This window comes from Flagellimonas onchidii, assembly GCF_004804315.1.
Classification (GTDB): Bacteria; Bacteroidota; Bacteroidia; order Flavobacteriales; family Flavobacteriaceae; genus Flagellimonas; species Flagellimonas onchidii.
The window spans coordinates 57,726-75,347 of the sequence record NZ_SRXX01000006.1; the positions used below are offsets into that span (position 1 = coordinate 57,726).

The 17,622-nt window shown below is 38.4% G+C and carries 18 protein-coding genes; 11 read left to right on the top strand and 7 right to left on the bottom strand.

The window, feature by feature from the left end; genetic code table 11:
• Window positions 1–11 precede the first annotated feature (11 nt).
• The 4 genes from E4661_RS07965 to E4661_RS07980 all read left to right on the top strand — a co-directional run bounded on the left by E4661_RS07965 (window position 12) and on the right by E4661_RS07980 (window position 3,440).
• On the top strand, window positions 12–1,508 hold the full coding sequence (locus E4661_RS07965; protein WP_136466304.1) for a M20/M25/M40 family metallo-hydrolase: 1,497 nt from the start codon (window positions 12–14) through the stop codon (window positions 1,506–1,508).
• Between the two features lie 80 nt (window positions 1,509–1,588).
• On the top strand, window positions 1,589–1,939 hold the full coding sequence (locus E4661_RS07970; RefSeq protein WP_136466305.1) for a hypothetical protein: 351 nt from the start codon (window positions 1,589–1,591) through the stop codon (window positions 1,937–1,939).
• A 4-nt stretch (window positions 1,940–1,943) separates the two neighbouring features.
• A complete protein-coding gene (locus E4661_RS07975) occupies window positions 1,944–2,825 on the top strand; it encodes a hypothetical protein (RefSeq protein ID WP_136466306.1) in 882 nt (293 codons plus the stop codon).
• Window positions 2,826–3,017: 192 nt separating this feature from the next.
• Complete coding sequence (locus E4661_RS07980) at window positions 3,018–3,440, top strand: LytR/AlgR family response regulator transcription factor (protein WP_136466307.1); 423 nt, start codon at window positions 3,018–3,020, stop codon at window positions 3,438–3,440.
• Here E4661_RS07980 and E4661_RS07985 read toward each other — a convergent pair whose 3' ends face one another.
• The 5 genes from E4661_RS07985 to E4661_RS08005 form a co-directional block, all read right to left on the bottom strand.
• Window positions 3,441–4,133 (bottom strand): uracil-DNA glycosylase family protein, encoded by a 693-nt coding sequence (locus tag E4661_RS07985; RefSeq protein ID WP_136466308.1) that lies wholly within the window; start codon window positions 4,131–4,133, stop codon window positions 3,441–3,443.
• A 38-nt stretch (window positions 4,134–4,171) separates the two neighbouring features.
• On the bottom strand, window positions 4,172–6,718 hold the full coding sequence (locus tag E4661_RS07990) for a phosphoenolpyruvate carboxylase (protein ID WP_136466309.1): 2,547 nt from the start codon (window positions 6,716–6,718) through the stop codon (window positions 4,172–4,174).
• Window positions 6,719–6,861: 143 nt separating this feature from the next.
• The gene (gene yaaA / locus E4661_RS07995) at window positions 6,862–7,623 is read right to left on the bottom strand and encodes a peroxide stress protein YaaA (RefSeq protein ID WP_136466310.1); all 762 of its coding nucleotides are present in this window, start codon (window positions 7,621–7,623) and stop codon (window positions 6,862–6,864) included.
• Window positions 7,624–7,712: 89 nt separating this feature from the next.
• Window positions 7,713–8,741 carry an RluA family pseudouridine synthase gene (locus E4661_RS08000; RefSeq protein ID WP_136466311.1) on the bottom strand — a complete coding sequence of 343 codons (1,029 nt, stop codon included), beginning with the start codon at window positions 8,739–8,741 and terminating at the stop codon, window positions 7,713–7,715.
• 2 nt (window positions 8,742–8,743) lie between these two features.
• On the bottom strand, window positions 8,744–9,331 hold the full coding sequence (locus tag E4661_RS08005) for a PASTA domain-containing protein (protein WP_136466312.1): 588 nt from the start codon (window positions 9,329–9,331) through the stop codon (window positions 8,744–8,746).
• Between the two features lie 77 nt (window positions 9,332–9,408).
• Between E4661_RS08005 and E4661_RS08010 the strand changes: the two genes are divergently transcribed.
• The 5 genes from E4661_RS08010 (at window position 9,409) to E4661_RS08030 (ending at window position 15,184) form a co-directional block, all read left to right on the top strand.
• Complete coding sequence (locus E4661_RS08010; RefSeq protein WP_136466313.1) at window positions 9,409–10,383, top strand: D-alanine--D-alanine ligase; 975 nt, start codon at window positions 9,409–9,411, stop codon at window positions 10,381–10,383.
• 31 nt (window positions 10,384–10,414) lie between these two features.
• Window positions 10,415–10,885 (top strand): pantetheine-phosphate adenylyltransferase, encoded by a 471-nt coding sequence (gene coaD / locus E4661_RS08015; protein WP_136466314.1) that lies wholly within the window; start codon window positions 10,415–10,417, stop codon window positions 10,883–10,885.
• A 179-nt stretch (window positions 10,886–11,064) separates the two neighbouring features.
• The gene (locus tag E4661_RS08020) at window positions 11,065–12,909 is read left to right on the top strand and encodes a PAS domain-containing sensor histidine kinase (protein WP_136466315.1); all 1,845 of its coding nucleotides are present in this window, start codon (window positions 11,065–11,067) and stop codon (window positions 12,907–12,909) included.
• 17 nt (window positions 12,910–12,926) lie between these two features.
• Entirely contained in the window at window positions 12,927–13,346 is a 420-nt protein-coding gene (locus tag E4661_RS08025) for a response regulator (RefSeq protein WP_136466316.1), read from the top strand.
• A 65-nt stretch (window positions 13,347–13,411) separates the two neighbouring features.
• Window positions 13,412–15,184: a M14 family metallopeptidase gene (locus E4661_RS08030; protein ID WP_136466317.1), complete on the top strand. Its 1,773-nt coding sequence runs from the start codon at window positions 13,412–13,414 to the stop codon at window positions 15,182–15,184.
• On the opposite strand, the gene E4661_RS08035 is transcribed toward E4661_RS08030, so the two are convergent.
• Complete coding sequence (locus E4661_RS08035; RefSeq protein WP_136466318.1) at window positions 15,168–15,773, bottom strand: NUDIX hydrolase; 606 nt, start codon at window positions 15,771–15,773, stop codon at window positions 15,168–15,170. The two genes, E4661_RS08030 and E4661_RS08035, sit on opposite strands and share 17 nt — an antisense overlap.
• Before the next feature lie 7 nt (window positions 15,774–15,780).
• On the opposite strand from E4661_RS08035, the gene pyrE reads away from it, so the two are divergent.
• Together pyrE and E4661_RS08045 are read left to right on the top strand one after the other, a co-directional pair.
• A complete protein-coding gene (gene pyrE, locus E4661_RS08040) occupies window positions 15,781–16,422 on the top strand; it encodes an orotate phosphoribosyltransferase (protein ID WP_136466319.1) in 642 nt (213 codons plus the stop codon).
• A gap of 6 nt (window positions 16,423–16,428) precedes the next feature.
• Window positions 16,429–16,824, top strand: coding sequence for an SRPBCC family protein (locus E4661_RS08045; protein ID WP_136466320.1), 396 nt, complete (start codon window positions 16,429–16,431; stop codon window positions 16,822–16,824).
• On the opposite strand, the gene E4661_RS08050 is transcribed toward E4661_RS08045, so the two are convergent.
• The gene (locus tag E4661_RS08050; protein ID WP_136466321.1) at window positions 16,821–17,564 is read right to left on the bottom strand and encodes a biotin--[acetyl-CoA-carboxylase] ligase; all 744 of its coding nucleotides are present in this window, start codon (window positions 17,562–17,564) and stop codon (window positions 16,821–16,823) included. The genes E4661_RS08045 and E4661_RS08050 overlap by 4 nt on opposite strands.
• Between the last annotated feature and the right edge of the window lie 58 nt (window positions 17,565–17,622).

Sequence of the window (17,622 nt, forward strand, 5' to 3'; positions counted from 1 at the left end):
CGCTGTCCACAATGAAAAAATTAGTAGCCTTATGGCTGTTGGTTGCTTCTTTTGCAACCTTCGGCCAGGATTCCGTCGCCGTTAAATCGCAAGTAGCCAAAGCCATTGAAGAATTAAGGGATTTTATATCGATACCAAACGACGCCCTTAATGCAGATGACATTGATGCCAATATTCTTTGGTTGAAACGAAAGTTTGGGGAGCGTGGATTCAACACCGCAGTATTGGAAACGGAAAATCTTCCACTCTTTTTTGCTGCGTTGCCCATGGAGGATTCTAAACCCACAATGCTTATTTATATGCATTTTGACGGACAGTCTGTGGATCCTTCTAAATGGAATCAACCCAATCCCTACCAAACTGTATTGAAAGCTCCCGATGGAGATGGTTTCAAAACGATTTCTTTTGATGCATTGGAGGATGACATAAACTATAATTGGAGATTGTTTGGGCGTTCTACTTCAGATGATAAGGGGCCTATTGTTATGCTCCTCAATGCCTTAGATCTATTGAAAAAGGACGGTAAGGAAATTCCATTTAACATTAAAGTTATTTTAGATGGTGAAGAAGAAAAGAGCAGTAAACCATTACCAAAAGCAGTAAAACAATATCGTGAATTGCTTCAAGCAGATTTTTTAGTGATTGCAGATGGACCTGTACACCCATCTGAAAATCCAACGGTTGTATATGGTTGCAGAGGAATCACAACCCTGACATTGACCACATATGGACCGATTAAACCTCAGCATAGTGGCCATTATGGGAATTATGCTCCAAATCCAGGATTTCAACTGGCCCAACTTTTGGCTACCATGAAAGATACAGATGGAAAAGTCATTATTCCGGGATATTATGATGGAATATCGTTTAACGAGTCCATATCTGAAGTCCTCAAAAGTGTTCCCGATAGTGACCAGGCCATTGCCGAGAAACTACAATTTAAGTCAGCCGAAAAGGTGGGTGATTTTTATCAGAAGGCTTTACAATATCCTTCCCTAAATATAAGAGGTCTCGGTTCTGGGTGGATTGGTCCGAAAAGAAGAACGATTATTCCTGAAAGTGCAACTGCAGAGCTTGATCTACGTTTGGTTCCGGAAAGCGATGGTTCACGTTTGAAACAATTGGTCAAAAACCACATTTCAAAACAAGGTTATCATGTTTTGGACCATGTTCCTTCCAAAGAGGAGCGCATGTCCTTTGACAAAATAGTGACCATAGAAGAAGGCAGTGTTACAGATGCCTTTCGAACCGATTTGGATAATGCCTATGGCAAATTCTTAATCGAGACGCTACAGTCTTCTTTCAACAAGGATGTTGTGCGAATTCGAATTATGGGAGGTACCGTTCCTATTTCACCATTCATTAATGAATTAAAAATCCCAGCCTTTATTGTTCCTATGGTGAATCCAGACAATAACCAGCATAGTCCTAACGAGAATATTAAGATTGGGCAGTTGGCTTATGGAATCAAAGCGCTTTACAGCATTTTGAGCACTAATATCCCTTAACCATATTGTTTTCACCTTTTGACCAAATTATTCTTTATTTCTAGGAAGATTTATACTACTTTACACTTTCAAATCAACCTATGCGAAAACACCTCTCGATTGCACTCTTTTCACTGTTTTTAACCAGCGCCTGTAGTCCTAAGATTTCTTCCGCAATTATTAAAGATTATGATGCCTTAAAGTATGATCAAAAAGTAGTTGTACTGGAATTGAACCAAAAGCAACCTGTCAACGCAGAAGTGCTTGGCCATGTAAAAATCAGAGACACTGGATTTAGTACCAAATGCAATTATGACATTGTATTGGATAAAGCAAAGCTAGAAGCGCGACGGGTTGGCGGCAATACCATAAAAATCACAAAACACAAGAAGCCAGATTTATGGAGTACCTGCCATAGACTAGATGTCACAATCTTAAAAATTGATTCCTGAAAATATGATTAAAAAAATACCTGTCGTTCTAACATTCACTCTTTTTTTAACCCAGATAGTTTTGGCTCAAGATTTAATTGTGACCAAGCAGAACGACTCCATTCATTGTAAAATAACCAAGTTGAAAAAGGGCTATATTCATTTTGTTTTTCAAAAGGACAATGAATATTTAAGCACTTTGATCCCCGTTGCGGAGACCGCATCATATCAGTATAATTTCGACAAGAATAATCCCATTCCAAAAGATAGTCTTCCATGGGTTGTGGATTATCCAAAACTTAGGATTGCCGTCAGCGGAGGTTTTAGTTATGACCCAAGTAAGTTTACCAACAGTATTACCAATGACTTCAGTGACTATTATAATGAATTAAGGTCGGGCTACCACTTAGAAAGTAGTATTAGTCACTTTTTGGATGAAAAAGTCGGACTAGGAATAAAGTATAGCTTTTTTAAAACAACCAACAGCTTAAATGGGGTTGTTTTTGTGGATAGAAATGGAAACAATCTGACCGGTACGCTTGCGGACAACATTTCCGTATCGTTTGTAGGACCACAATTCTTGCTAAGATTGACCAACCGTACAGGGAAAAATGCCTTTCTGATTAATTCTGCAATTGGCTATTTATCTTATAAAAATAATCAACTATTGGTTGACCCGGTGAAATTAAGTGGCAGCACGGTAGGGTTTGTTTCAGAAATCGGATATGATATTGGGATTGCTGAAAATTTGGCTCTCGGCGTTCAGGTAGGACTAACGGCAAGTAACATTAGAAAAATTACCATTGAGAGTGGTTCAATTACCGAAAAAGTTAAGCTTCCAAAAAATGAAAGACCGCAAGGCAGTGGTAGAATTGACTTTTCACTGGGGCTGAGGTATAATCTCTAGTGTACAGTTCGAAAACCAAAAAACAAAAATGTATGCATAGTCAAAATACAGTTTAACCACATATTTAACCTACTGATTTTCAGATAAATTCATCAAAAACAGAATTTCATCATATAAATTAAGCAGTACAACCTAATTTTTGACAGATAATAACGTAGTGAGTGTAACTTTAAAATACCCAAATCACTCACTATGAAGTATTCTGCACTGGTTATCGACGACTCTTCCATACAGCGATTAGCAACCTCAATTCTGATTAAAAATCATCCCGATTTGGAATTGGTTGGTTCATATGGAAGCCCGTATAAAGGAATCAAGGCTATTTATGACCATAAGGTAGATATGGTTTTTCTGGATGTTTTAATGGACAAGGTCAATGCTTTTGAGTTACTGGAAAGTATCGAGATCAACACCGCAATCATTATGAATTCAACATGGGCCGCTTATGCAAAAAAGGCGTTTGACTATGGCATCAATGATTTCTTGATGAAACCTATGCGCAAAACAAGGTTTGAACGGGCGGTATCCAAAATCATACACGAAATTGAGGTAAAACGGATAAAACCAGTTAAAACCTATACCGTTTTAAAGCGATTTTCAAGTTTCAAAAACTAGCTATTCAAAAAACTTTCGGTACTGCATTACCCTAAAATCAAAAGTGTTGAAATTGGGGTTGGCTGTCTTTAAATCCTTATAGGTTTGAAGGCTGCCCACCGCACGATTTGCAGCACCTGAAGGCGCCGTAAGAGAAACGGCAGTAATTGTTCTAAACTTCTCGACTCCGTTCGAAGTAAAAGGAAGATCAAGTTTATGAATTCTTGGTACTTCATTATTGACCAAGTCCAACTTTAATCCACGTTCCTTTAGTTGTCTTCTGAAAAAATATTCCGGTCCATTTTTGCTGTTGCCTCCCATAAAAAGAACAGTTTGGATATTTGGGTACTCTTGGAGGTATCCCACCAAGTCTCGAAGCTTTACATTTAGCATCCCAAGGTCGGATGCATCTACCTTCTGACGTTCCGCACTTGCAACAATATCACAAACTCCAATTTTTTGTGCTATCAAAAAGCCCTTACGTTGGTTCGCAGCTTCTGTTGTGGTCTCATATTTTAGGTCCAGCCCAAAAATCTCGTTCAAAATGGGCCAAAGCATCCCGTTCCGACTACCATAACAAAAGTCCACATCGTCGTGCTTAAGCTCTCCTGTTGTAAATCGAGGTGGAGGCAAAGTGCCAACAATCAGCTTGGTTGCTTCCGGAAACAGGAACGGCTCATAAGGGTGGGTATGCAGAAAGGGTTTTGAATTCAAAGCTTCAAATTTGATTCGAATTCAAAAATATATAATTCTTATGCCGAATTCCTACTTGCATTAATATTACCATATAAAGATCGGGTCACAATCTTTTCATAGACATCCTTATACTCAGAATTCTTAGTTATATGATAAAGTGCATTCTGTTGGATCACTAACAGTGGAAGCACTATTTTTTCCCTAATCTTTACCGATTCACGGGAAACCTCTTCATCCTCCATTAAAATTTTGAGTCCAGATATTTGAAGGAGCATTTTCTTGGACAACAAAAATTCTTCATGCAATATATTCCAAAATTCTCCAAATTCTTTATCCTCCTTCATATAACTGGTCAAATCAAAATTGGTCTTGGCCAATGACATCATACTATTGTGCATCAACGCTCTAAAGAAGGGAACTTCCTTATACAGTTTCTTTATTTGGGTCAACTTACCATCATCTTTCAATTTCTGGATGGCTGTTCCTATTCCAAAATAGCCTGGTACGTTTTGTTTAAGTTGACTCCAGGAACCCACAAAAGATATAGCCCTCAAATCTGAAAGCTCCAATTGCTTTTTATTGCCACGTTTACCTGGTCGGCTGCCAATATTGGCCTTAGTATAGTATTTTAGGGTACTTCTGTGTTCCAAGTAAGGAATAAACTTGTCATGCTGCTTTAATGCATCATATTTGGCAAAACTAAGTTCGGAAAGCTCCTCTATTAATTTACGCTGCTCCGTTGAAATCACATGTTCTTTTCCATAAAGATTATTACTCAATCCAGCCGTCAACAACTGTTCCGAGTTGTGCATAAACTGCTCTTTAGTACCATAGGTACTGGTAATGGTCTGACCCTGAATAGTCAGCTGTATTTCGTGATTGGCAACATCTTTGGTCTGGGCTGCGTAAAAACGATGCGTTTTCCCACCTCCACGTGCTGGCGGTCCTCCACGACCATCAAAGAAAATAGCTCGAATCTCATTTTTCTTGCACACTTTGCTCAAGGTTTCCTTGGTTTTTAAGATTGACCAATTCGCTTTTAGATAGCCTCCATCTTTTGTACCGTCCGAAAAGCCCAACATTATGGTATGTGTGTTATTTCTTCTCTCTAAATGCTGGCGATATTGCGGTGTATCGAACAAAGTTTGCATGACTCCTTCAGCTTCCTCCATCCCTTTCATTGTCTCGAACAACGGAATGATATCAAAAGTAATCTCATCTTCTTTCCATCCACACCACCTAAACAGGGCAAAAACAAACAGAACTGAGTAAATATCCTCTGAGTTACTGATAATATATCTGTTACAGCCATCTTCACCATTGTTCTGCTGAATTTGTTTTAGCTGACCTATATTGGTAATAGTATCCTTCACAATATCCTCTTCAAAATCGTTAGGATTCAATTGCAAATCTCTCTTTAATAACCACTTCTGTAATTCTGCATCCGAAAGTTCATCTAAACTCTCCTTAATGGCGCCTTGTTGTTTAAGTATGGATTCAACAGCCAGTACATGCTTGCTATGATCTTGACGTATGTCCAAGCTTGCAAAATGTGTTCTGAAAATTCGAACCTTATTAATAAGCATATCCAATTGTTCCAAATACAGGCCATGGTATTTATCTTCCAATTTTTCCCGAATTTGTGTCAAGCTTTCAATGATTTCTTGGTACGAAATAACTGCCTTGGCATCGAACATGGCCTTATAGAGCTTATTGCTTAGTTCATTAAGACCCTCTTGTGTATCCTTAAACGTCAGCTTTTTGCGAAGTGATTTCAGTTCGTTATAGTAGCATTTCATAAGCGTAAGCCGAAGCTCATCTGCCACCTGCTGGGTAATCTTTGCAGTTACAAATGGGTTACCATCCCTATCTCCTCCTGGCCAAAATCCAAGCTTGATAATATTGTAATTATCGAACTCCTCATTATAGATATTACTCTTTATATACTGGAATACTTCTCCAACAGCATCATAATAAGTGTTTCGAAGAATATAAATAATGTTTTTTGCTTCATCTAACGGAGTGGGCTTTTTGGCATTTACTAAGGAAGTGAGTCCCAACTGCTGCAACGTTAAATCAATGTCGTCCACTTCATTCTCATCAATCATGTTTCGCAATTCCGAAATAATATTGAGAACCGACGGGGTATAAAATTGTGTCGGGTGTGCTGTTAAAACGATTCGTGCGCTAAAAGTGGAAAGCGAGTTGGAAATTTTGTCCCAATTTTTGGTACTGTTTACCAATTCAAAATAATCCTTTATGGAAAGGGACTTGGTGTGTTCTTGCAACTTGGGAAAAGCCGAGTCTTCAACACTATCATACAAAACTACTTGTCGCTCCACATACTGAATCACCTTGAACATAAAATCCAAACGCTCTCGTTCATCCTTAATATCCACAAAATTGGTAAAGAAGGTCTCTAAAATTTCCTGTGGTTTTTTACCTTCTTTCAATCCTTTTTCGCATTGATCAAAAAGCAAGGGTATCAAAACACCAACATTTTCGATGTCCCGATAGGGCAAGCTTAAAAATAGACTGTTATAAACATTAAATTTATTGGTGACCGACTTTCTGAATTCTTCTAAACGTCTTGACTGCAGCATGATTTCTTCGGAATGGTTAGTTTTTATAGTTTGTGAAAGGGCAAAGATCGTGATAAATGCCGAACATCACATACCAATTTAGGCACATCACAATTTATAATGGGGAGTCCACAAACCTAACATCAATGGTTCGGGACAAGTTGTTAACGAACAAAAACGGGCTGATCTTGTTTTAAGGTATGTTCTGCACTGAACAAATACCCATCGTAATCGAATCCCTTAAGTTCTTCCATGGTTTTTACATCCTTATCCAAAATATAGCGAACCATAGAACCCCGGGCTTTTTTCGCAAAGAAACTGATGACTTTTAGTTTGTCATTTTTCCAATCTTTAAAGATGGGGGTGATTACGGGAGCCTTCAATGTCTTTTCATCAACTGCCCCAAAATATTCATTACTGGCCAGATTGATGAACAATTCTCCATCTTCCAATTCCGTATTTAGATGGTCCGTTAATTGCTTTTTCCAGAACTCATAAAGATTTTTCTTTCGACCTACTTTTAGTTGGGTTCCCATCTCCAAGCGATAAGGTTGAATTAAATCCAAAGGTTTTAATATACCATAAAGTCCTGAGAGAACCCGAAGGGTATCTTGTAATTTGTCAAGCTTATTCTCAGGAATGGTATAGGCATCCAAACCTTGGTACACATCGCCATTGAATGAATATACAGCCGGTCGGGCATTGTCTTGGGTAAAAGGGGTTGAAAATTGCTGGTTTCGTTGCCAATTAAGTTCTGCCAAATTATCGGAAATGGACATCAATTTTGAGAGTGCCTTTGGTTTTTTCTTGACCAAAACGGCATTCAACTTTTCGGATGCTTCCAAAAACTGGGGCTGACTATATCGAGCTGTTGGCAATGCTGTTTCAAAATCGAGTGACTTGGCTGGAGAGATTACAATCTTCATGAAAACTAATTTTAAGTAAAAATAGTGATGTAATCGGACTTTTGGCAATTTCTTGCCAAAGGTGTTTTCAATTCAAAGATTGAAGAAATCTATTGATCGTTGTGCTTCGCGTAAGAACGCCATTTCTCGATGCAATTTACCATGTCCTCGGGAAGCTCTGAATCGAATCGCATAAATTCACCGGTCACAGGATGTTCAAATCCTAACGTTTTGGCATGTAGTGCCTGTCTGGGTAGTATTTTGAAGGCGTTCTCCACAAACTGCTTATATTTTGTAAAGGTGGTTCCCTTTAAGATTTTATCGCCGCCATAGCGCTCATCATTAAAAAGAGTATGCCCAATATATTTCATGTGGACCCTTATTTGATGGGTTCTTCCTGTCTCAAGCTTACAAGACACCAAAGTAACATAACCCAATCGTTCAATGACTTTGTAATGGGTAACCGCTTCCTTGCCTTGGTCTCCTTCAGGAAAAACAATCATTTGCAAACGATTCTTTGGATTTCGCCCTATATGCCCTTCGACGGTGCCTTCATCATCTTCTACATTTCCCCATACCAATGCCAGATATTCCCGCTCACTACTTTTTTCAAAAAACTGTTTAGCCAGGTGGGTCATAGCAGCTTCTGTTTTGGCAATGACCAAAAGTCCCGAGGTGTCTTTATCTATCCGATGTACCAATCCTGGTCTTTCTGAGCTATTAGAAGGTAAATTATCAAAGTGATAAACCAGAGCATTAATCAATGTTCCTGAATAGTTTCCATGACCTGGATGTACCACCATGCCAGGAGGTTTATTTACCACCAACAACGTATCATCCTCATAAACTATATCTAGAGGAATGTCCTCGGGGGTCAGTAAAAATTCGTAGGGAGGATGTTCAAACATTACTTTGACCTCATCCCCCGCCTTTACCTTGTAATTTTGCTTTACGATGGCATCATTTACCCAGATGTGGCCCTGCTTGGCGGCTTGTTGAATTTTGTTTCGGGTAGCGTTTTCAATAAAGTTCATCAAAAATTTATCCACCCGAAGGGGCTCTTGTCCTTTGGCCCCAATAAATTTATGGTGTTCAAAAAGTTCTTCCTGTGAGGGTTCTTGGTTTTCGGTTGAATCCATGATTACTGGGAGTCAGCTTGTACTCGTGCACTTCCAGGGATAGTTCCGTTTCCACAGACCAATTCAATTTTAGAAGTCTTTGGCAATTTGTCACCAGGTTTGATGTGCTTGCCCTTATACTTCATTCTATAAACCATGTCTTTGCCCAATTCATTAATATAAGAAACACGTTGAACTTCCAACCCCACGGCCCTAAGCATAGAAGTGGCATTTCTTTGAGTGACTTGAATGATATCGGGAACCGTTACTTTTTTATACCCTGAAGGATTGACGGTGAAATAAATTTTTCTATTGGATTTTACCTTACTGCCCGCGCTTGGGTTTTGCTCCAAAATTGAGAACCTTGGATAATCAGGATTGTAATTTGAAGAATCCAAAACCTGATATCGCAATCCTGCATCCTCAACAGCTTTACGCATGTCCATAACCGACATTTTCGCGAAGTCGGGAACTTCTACAAACTCACCATGATTGGTGGTACTTTTCAACCAGTTCAAAATCAAAAAAACAATGAGTATGGTCACCACAAGTGCCAATCCAATTTGGATAAGAAATACCCGACTTCTAAGGAAGTTAAAAAAATGTTTCATGCACAATACCTTATCTGAACAAATATAGGAAAGCCAGTCCTTTTTTCTTTACTTTGGCTAAGTGATTCGATAAGCTGATGAAAAAAAACATTGCCGTCATCATGGGTGGTCATTCCAGTGAGCATGATATTTCTATAAAAAGTGGAAATGTGGTCCACAAATATCTGGATAGGAAAAAATACAAGTCTTACCGCATTGTCATTGAAAAAGAGAAATGGTTATACTTGGATGAAAATGATAAGGAATTCCCTGTAGACAGATCAGATTTCAGTATAAGTCCGAATGGCGTCAAAATCTATTTTCATTGTGTATTCAATGCTATTCACGGCACTCCGGGAGAAGATGGCCTACTGCAATCCTATTTTGAGCTGTTAGGTATTACGCAAACGTCTTGTGAGCATTATCAAGCAGCACTTACATTCAACAAGAGGGATTTATTGAGTGTGTTAAGGCCTTATGGTATCCGCTGCGCAACCTCGTATTATTTGAACAAAGGAGACATTGTCGATAAAGAGGCGATCATCGAAAAAGTAGGGCTCCCATGTTTTGTTAAGGCTAATAAAGCTGGAAGTAGTTATGGAATCAGCAAGGTATATGAAAAAAAAGATTTGGATGCCGCTATAGACAATGCCTTTTCCGAGGATACGGAAATTATTATTGAGTCGTTCTTGGATGGAACCGAAGTCTCCGTAGGCGTAATCACCTATAAGAATCAAATCACTGTACTGCCCATTACTGAAATCGTTTCTGAAAATGATTTTTTTGACTTTGAAGCCAAGTACGAAGGAAAGTCCCAGGAGATTACCCCAGCAAGAATCTCAAAAATCCAACAAGAAAACGTTTCCAAGCTGGCAAAACAGATTTATAGGGTTTTGGGCCTTAAGGGCTATAGTCGAAGTGAATTTATCTTTATTGGCGATGAACCTCATTTATTGGAAGTGAACACTACACCAGGACTTACCGAAGAAAGTATTTTGCCGCAACAGGCAAAAGTTGCAGGGATATCGCTTGAAGAATTATTTGGTAGTGCTATTGAAGCATGTATACCGTAGAAATCTGTATTTTTAGAAAAACTTTCCACCGATGAGGCGTGCGATTTTCCCTGGTTCATTTGACCCCCTTACCTTGGGCCACTACGATATAATCACTAGAGGAATAACTTTGTTCGATGAGCTTTTGATTGCCATCGGAATCAATGCGGATAAGAAATACATGTTTTCCCTAGAGGAACGCAAGACATTTATTGAAGAAGCCTTTAAAAACGAGCCCAAAATAAAAGTAGTTACCTATGAAGGCCTTACAGTAGATTTTTGCAAAAAGGTTAAAGCGGATTTTATATTAAGAGGCTTACGAAATCCAGGGGATTTTGAGTTTGAAAAGGCTATAGCGCATACCAACCGAAAACTCTCCGAAATAGAAACGGTTTTCTTGCTCACCTCCTCTGGCAAATCCTATATAAGCTCCTCCATTGTTAGGGATGTAATTAGAAACGGAGGCGATTATTCAGGTTTGGTACCAAATACTGTGGTGGTCAAATCGCAAAACAAAGGATAAGAGGAATAGCATTTTCTGTCCCCATTTTTCCAAAACCCATCTACACAACTATACCGTTCGTCGACAAAACAACATATTTTAGTCTATTCACAACAATATCTGAGTCAAGTTAGGCAATACTCATATTTTAGTAAGAAATTTCTTATGTAAAAGAATTTTAACCTCAAATCAGCCTACTTTTGAAAGCAATTAAAAAATTCCCCTACCCCTACCTCATAAAACAGTTGCCGCAGCCGACTGCATTTGTGGATAACGACCACATTTTAGTGTCAGCTTCAGATTCTTGGATTCATAATTTCGATGCAATCCAAGAGAACTCAATGGGTTCAGAGGTCTATAAACTTTTCGCTTCGCATTCTGAATTTCATTTTGATGACTTAAAGCGTTGTTTGAAGGGAGATAAAACCCATAAACTTAGGCACAAGAACATAGACAATTCTGAAGATGTATGGTACGAAAGTATTTTCACACCCTGGTTTGATGAAAGAGAAAATCTTTTGGGCACCATTATACAAACCAACAATATCACCCAAGAAGCTATTAAAGATGCCGAGCTCAAAAGAATGAATACTTTATTGAAGGCCAAATCGGAAGTGGCTAAAGTGGGGAGTTGGGAATACGATATAGCCCAAGACAAAATTACTTGGTGCGATATGACCAAAAGAATTCACGGAGTTCCAAAATCTTATGTCCCCAATGTAAATGAAGGAATCGCGTTTTACAAACAAGGCTACAGTCGAAATAGAATTTCAATGCTTTTTCATAATCTTTTGGAAAAGGGGGTTCCGTTTAGTGAAAGATTGGTCATTATCACCCATGATGGCAAAGAAAGATGGGTTGCGGCCGGTGGAAAAGCCATTAAAAAAGATGGGAAAGTTGTCAAACTTTTTGGTACGTTTCAAGATGTTAATGAGCACGTAGTAGCGGAAAACAAGACTAGGGAAAGTGAGCAGTTGCTAACTACTTTGATTGATAATCTTCCATTAAATGTCTTCATCAAGGATAAAAACTCACGCAAAATACTTGTCAATAAATCAGAATGTGAATATCTGGGGCTCAAACCAAAGGACCTCATTGGAAAAACAGATTTTGATCTTTACGATAAAGATGTTGCGCAGATATCTCGGGATGAGGACCTAGAGGTAATGCGGACTTTAAAGCCCATGCTTGGACAAGAAACCATCAACGTAAGAAAAGATGGAAGCATTACCAACTTCCTTACCTCCAAAATTCCTCTTTTGGATATGAATGGCAAGGTTTATGGATTGATCGGTATGAGTATGGATATCACCCATATGAAACAAAAGGAAGATCAACTACGGAACTTGATCAACGTTACCGCAGTCCAAAACAAAAAACTCATCAACTTTGCTCATATTGTTTCCCACAACTTAAGGTCCCATACAGCCAATTTTTCCATGCTCTTAGATTTTCTAATAAAGGAAAGAGACGGTTCCGAAAGGGAACGTATTATGAAAATGCTTTCGTACGCTTCAGACAATCTTTTGGAAACACTGGAAAACTTAAACGAAGTTGTAGACATAAGCACCAACATCAATATGGATAAAAAATCCATGAACCTCAATGAAAGTATTATCAAGGTGCAACAAAATCTTTCCGCTTTTTTGGAAAGAAACAAAGTAGAATTCATTAATTCAGTTCCTGACGACCTTACAGTTCCAAGTGTTCCAGCATATTTAGAAAGTATCGTACTGAATCTTGTAACTAATGCGGTTAAATACCGAAAAACTAATGCACATCCTGTAATTTCTCTTACCGCAAAAAAACAAGAGGACAGTGTTATCTTCAGTATTTCCGATAATGGTCTTGGAATAGATTTAAATCGATACGGCAACAAGATTTTTGGCATGTACAAAACCTTTCATAACAATAAGGATGCCCGTGGGCTGGGACTTTATATAATCAAAAATCAGATTGAGGCCATGGGAGGCAATATTACCGTCAACAGCGAAGTCGGGGTTGGCACTACTTTCAATGTTTATTTTAATGAGGAGAATCAATAACACTGTGATAGGGGTAAATGAAAGAAATTAATAGTATTTATATAATAGACGACGATCATATTACGGTATTCGGCATAAAAAAAATGCTCAAGACCATAGTAAAATGCAACAATATTGAAACTTTTGAAAATGGTAGATTAGCTTTGGACGGACTACAAGAGCGTATTAGTGCTGGGATATCCGCTCCAGAGGTAATATTTCTGGATATAAATATGCCCATAATGGATGGATGGGAATTCTTGGATGAATTTGTGACTCTAGACCTTAAGGAAAAGATAATTATTAATGTAATAACATCATCCATAGATCCTTCAGATTACCAAAAGTGGAACGACTTTAGGCTCAAATGTTGGCATTATCTAAATTTCAGAAACAAACCCATCTATAAAATAGAGGTAACTGACCTTAACCGAATGAATATCACATCGTTCACGTAATATTTCCTATTTTTATCTTAGGGAAAATATATTTTCCTTTAGTTTTTAACCAGTTACGCCAACGATTGAAATATTTTATTTACCCCGCCATTCTATTGTTTTTGTTATCGTGTGAAACAAAAACACAAGATGAAATTGTTTCGTATCAAACCTTTTATGAGGCTTCGAATGGAACGGAAACTGCGACCTATCCGGAAACCATAGATTTTTATATCAAACTCGCTAAGGATTTTCCCGAAATAAATATTCAGACCATAGGAGAGACCGATAGTGGATATCCATTGCATATGGTCACTTATAATCCCGATGGAGACTTCAATTTTGAACGTTTAAGAGAAAAAAAGGCAATCATTCTAATCAACAATGGAATACATCCGGGAGAAAGCGATGGAATCGATGCCACAATGTTACTTTACAGGGATTTAGCAACCAAAAAATTGCCGCATCCAAAAAATACTGTATTGGTTACCATTCCTATATATAATATTGGAGGCGCCCTTAACCGAAATTCAAATACTCGGGCCAACCAAAACGGACCCAAGGAATACGGATTCAGGGGTAATGCGCTCAATTATGACCTCAATAGGGATTTTGTTAAGATGGACACCAAAAATGCAAAGACGTTTTCCCAGATTTTTCATCTGGTACAGCCCGATGTTTTTGTTGACAATCACGTAAGCAATGGGGCCGATTATCAATACACGTTAACCCATTTATTTACACAACACAATAAACTAGGCGGAAAACTTGGGGTTTATCTCGAAAAAGAATTTAAACCCCAGGTTGAAAAATCCTTGGAGCAAAAGGATTGGGACATAACCCCTTATGTAAATGTATTTAACCGTCCTCCCGAGCTGGGTTTTAGTCAGTTTATGGATTATCCAAGGTATTCCACAGGTTACACTGCACTTTGGAACACTTTGGGACTCATGGTGGAAACACATATGCTCAAACCTTACAAACAAAGGGTTGAAGGGACCTATGAGTTCATGGAAAGTGTTATGGATGTAGTGGAAAAAGAATATGAAACTATTCGAAAACTCAGAAAACAGACCTTCGAGGAAAACCTTGTACTCGACCAATACCCTTTTAACTGGCAGTTAGACACCACCCAATATTCCCAGCTCAATTTTAAAGGGTACGAAGCTGAGCAATTAACCAGTGAGGTAACAGGGCTTGAAAGATTAAAATACGACAAAGACCGACCTTTTACTCGTGAAACAGTTTACTACAACCATTACTTCCCACAGGATACGGTGATTGTACCAGCCGCTTATGTGATTCCTCAAAGTTGGCAAAGTGTTATGGAAAGGCTCGTGCCCAATGAAATAGAGTACTTTATTTTGGAAAAAGACACTTCTCTATTGGTCGAATCCTACCACATATTAGACTTTGACACTAGGAAAAATCCTTATGAGGGTCATTATTCACACTCCAATGTCCAGCTCAAAAAAAACAACCTAAATATAAATTTCCAAGCAGGGGACTATATAGTGCCAACAAGTCAGCCAGGAATCCGATATTTATTGGAAACTTTAGAACCGCAAGGCCCTGATTCTTTTTTTAACTGGAATTTCTTTGATATGATTTTGCAGCAAAAAGAAGGGTTTTCTCCCTATGTTTTTGAAGATATTGCTTTGGATATCCTGAAAAAGGACTCTACGCTTCGAGGTAATTTTTTGCTCAAAAAAGAACTGGATGAGGAATTTGCAAAAGATTGGTATGCACAGTTGGATTGGGTATACCAAAGGTCTAAATACCGTGAAAAGGCTTATATGAGGTATCCGGTATATCGAATTCCCAAAGGCAGCCGCGCCGAAGCTATTCTTCTGGAATGAGCCAGCCTTCAAATAATACTTTGATGTTGTGATAAGAGTTTTCAAGGGCTTTCTTTATTTTTTTCTGGCCTTTCCATTTTACCTTTTCAATACCTTCCTCTTTTTGCCCCACCAACTTTCCATTATAGGTAGTGTACATTGAAAACCAGTGTACTTGTTTTAATCTATATTCTCCGTTTCTTTTGAAAACATGGTAGGTTGTACGAAGAAACTTATCAATTACAAGGTCTTTCACACCTGTTTCTTCCTCTACTTCACGAATTGCAGCCTTCTCAATGGATTCACCCTTGTCTACCTTCCCCTTGGGTAAATCCCATTTATTATTTCTGTAGATAAATAGCACTTTGCCATTTGGATTGGTAACAAATCCACCTCCCGCCACCACAACAGGGATTTTATGCATAAAAACATCCAAGATTTTCTCCTCATCTGGATGGTAGATATAAGCCTCTTTTAGCCTTCCTTTAGAAAGTGAATCTATAGCCATCAATATGGAATCCCCATCTAACGAAAAGAGGTTTCCATTTGAGTTATCTTGACGCTCATTTGTTAAAATGAGTGGAGACTCATTAACAAAAACTTTATACATTTGCGCAATGGTTTTAAACAAAGATACCGCACGAAAAACTGCCGAACTTTTGCTGCAAATTAATGCAATTAAGTTGGAACCAGAAAATCCATTTACGTGGGCTTCTGGATGGAAATCACCAATCTATTGTGATAACAGAATTATGCTTTCCTATCCCGAAATACGCAATTTTGTTAGGGAAGAAATGGCAAATCAGGTAGAATCCCTTTATGGCAAACCAGATGTTATTGCCGGAGTGGCCACAGGGGCCATCGGAATAGGGATTTTGGTTGCGGAAGCATTGGGACTTCCCTTTATATATGTAAGACCGGAGCCTAAATCGCATGGCAGACAAAACCAAATTGAAGGGCAGCTGGAATCAGGTCAAAATGTTGTGGTCATCGAGGACCTCATCAGCACAGGAAAAAGTAGCTTAAATGCAGTTAGAGCCCTTAAGGAACAGGGTGCAAATGTAAAGGGTATGGTGGCTATTTTCACTTATGGATTCTCAGTAGCGACCGCCAATTTTGAATCGGAAGGGGTTACCCTGAACACACTTTCCGATTATGACCACTTAATAGAACAAGCCGCTGAGACCAGCTATATCAAAGAATCCCATCAACAAACCCTATTGGAGTGGAAGACCAATCCGCAACAATGGAAACAATAGAACAAAATGCATATTGAAACTCCATCCAAAAAAGTAGCTAAAAGTGACAAAGAAGTTTTTGATTTCTTGACAGATATCAAAAATTTCGAAACGCTTATGCCTGACAATATTGACAAATTTGAAGTATTGGACGATATCACATTCAAATTTGCCCTTAAAGGAATGCCCGAAATAGTCTTAAGACTAAAAGAACAAGTTCCAAACAGCAAAGTGGTTTTGGGTGCGGCCAGTGACAAACTGCCATTTACGCTGACAGGTGACATCACAGCCTTGGGAGATTCGGAAAGTGAAATAGCCTTAAGCTTTGAAGGAGAATTCAATGCTATGATGGCCATGATGATAAAATCTCCCATAACTAACTTTATGGAAACGCTTTCGGTCAATATGGACAAGATTTTTTAATACAAGAGCGACACCTCCTTAAGATCAAATTCTTTTAATAGACTATCCTCAAGTTCAACCCTAAGCTTCCCTTCGGGTGACACACCTCGGATAAATCCCATAAACGTTTGCTCATACCTGTCATTAAAGGTAGAAGGCTTATCCTTTCTGAACAATAGGTTTTCATAAGCGGGTAATTGTTGGATGACCGTTTTGGTTTCAATACCCTCTAAATAAAACCGTAGTTTTTCCAACAATTTTGACAAAACTTCATCCAAGTCAAAAAACCGTCCAGTCAATGATTTCAACGAGGCTACTTTATCTAAATTTTCAAATGAAGTTTGGTTTACATTAAGTCCAATACCAATTATAGAACTTTGAATATGCTTTCCCTTCAAGATGTTTTCAATCAATATGCCACATATCTTGGAGGCACCTGACATAATGTCGTTGGGCCATTTTACCCTCAAAACTGGAATTCCCATTTCTTTTAGCGTTTCATAAACAGCCAAGGAAACTCCTATGTTCAACACAAATTGTTGGTCGATATGCAGAGCTTCAAACCTTTTCAACACACTAAAAGTCAAGTTTTTACCTGATTCCGATTGCCAACTAGCTCCCATTTGCCCTCTACCCTTTTGTTGGCTTTTAGTCACCACAACCGTATAATCCCTAAGTTTGGCAGACAACAATAAATCTTTTAAATACAGATTTGTAGAGTCAGTGGCATCAAGTTTGATTATTTGTGATAGTTCTCCCAATGTGGTACGTCCAATGATATGTTAAATTCTAGGGCTAAGAAAACAAAAAAAATATAAC

Bases quoted from the DNA above. Each gene is read 5' to 3' on its own strand.
- E4661_RS07975 (WP_136466306.1), top strand. From the start codon at position 1,944: ATGATTAAAAAAATACCTGTCGTTCTAACATTCACTCTTTTTTTAACC.
- E4661_RS07980 (WP_136466307.1), top strand. From the start codon at position 3,018: ATGAAGTATTCTGCACTGGTTATCGACGACTCTTCCATACAGCGATTA.
- pyrE (WP_136466319.1), top strand. From the start codon at position 15,781: ATGGTTTTAAACAAAGATACCGCACGAAAAACTGCCGAACTTTTGCTG.
- E4661_RS07965 (WP_136466304.1), top strand. From the start codon at position 12: ATGAAAAAATTAGTAGCCTTATGGCTGTTGGTTGCTTCTTTTGCAACC.
- E4661_RS08025 (WP_136466316.1), top strand. From the start codon at position 12,927: ATGAAAGAAATTAATAGTATTTATATAATAGACGACGATCATATTACG.
- coaD (WP_136466314.1), top strand. From the start codon at position 10,415: ATGAGGCGTGCGATTTTCCCTGGTTCATTTGACCCCCTTACCTTGGGC.
- E4661_RS08000 (WP_136466311.1), bottom strand. From the start codon at position 8,741: ATGGATTCAACCGAAAACCAAGAACCCTCACAGGAAGAACTTTTTGAA.
- yaaA (WP_136466310.1), bottom strand. From the start codon at position 7,623: ATGAAGATTGTAATCTCTCCAGCCAAGTCACTCGATTTTGAAACAGCA.
- E4661_RS07990 (WP_136466309.1), bottom strand. From the start codon at position 6,718: ATGCTGCAGTCAAGACGTTTAGAAGAATTCAGAAAGTCGGTCACCAAT.
- E4661_RS08010 (WP_136466313.1), top strand. From the start codon at position 9,409: ATGAAAAAAAACATTGCCGTCATCATGGGTGGTCATTCCAGTGAGCAT.
- E4661_RS08005 (WP_136466312.1), bottom strand. From the start codon at position 9,331: ATGAAACATTTTTTTAACTTCCTTAGAAGTCGGGTATTTCTTATCCAA.
- E4661_RS08045 (WP_136466320.1), top strand. From the start codon at position 16,429: ATGCATATTGAAACTCCATCCAAAAAAGTAGCTAAAAGTGACAAAGAA.
- E4661_RS07970 (WP_136466305.1), top strand. From the start codon at position 1,589: ATGCGAAAACACCTCTCGATTGCACTCTTTTCACTGTTTTTAACCAGC.
- E4661_RS08035 (WP_136466318.1), bottom strand. From the start codon at position 15,773: ATGTATAAAGTTTTTGTTAATGAGTCTCCACTCATTTTAACAAATGAG.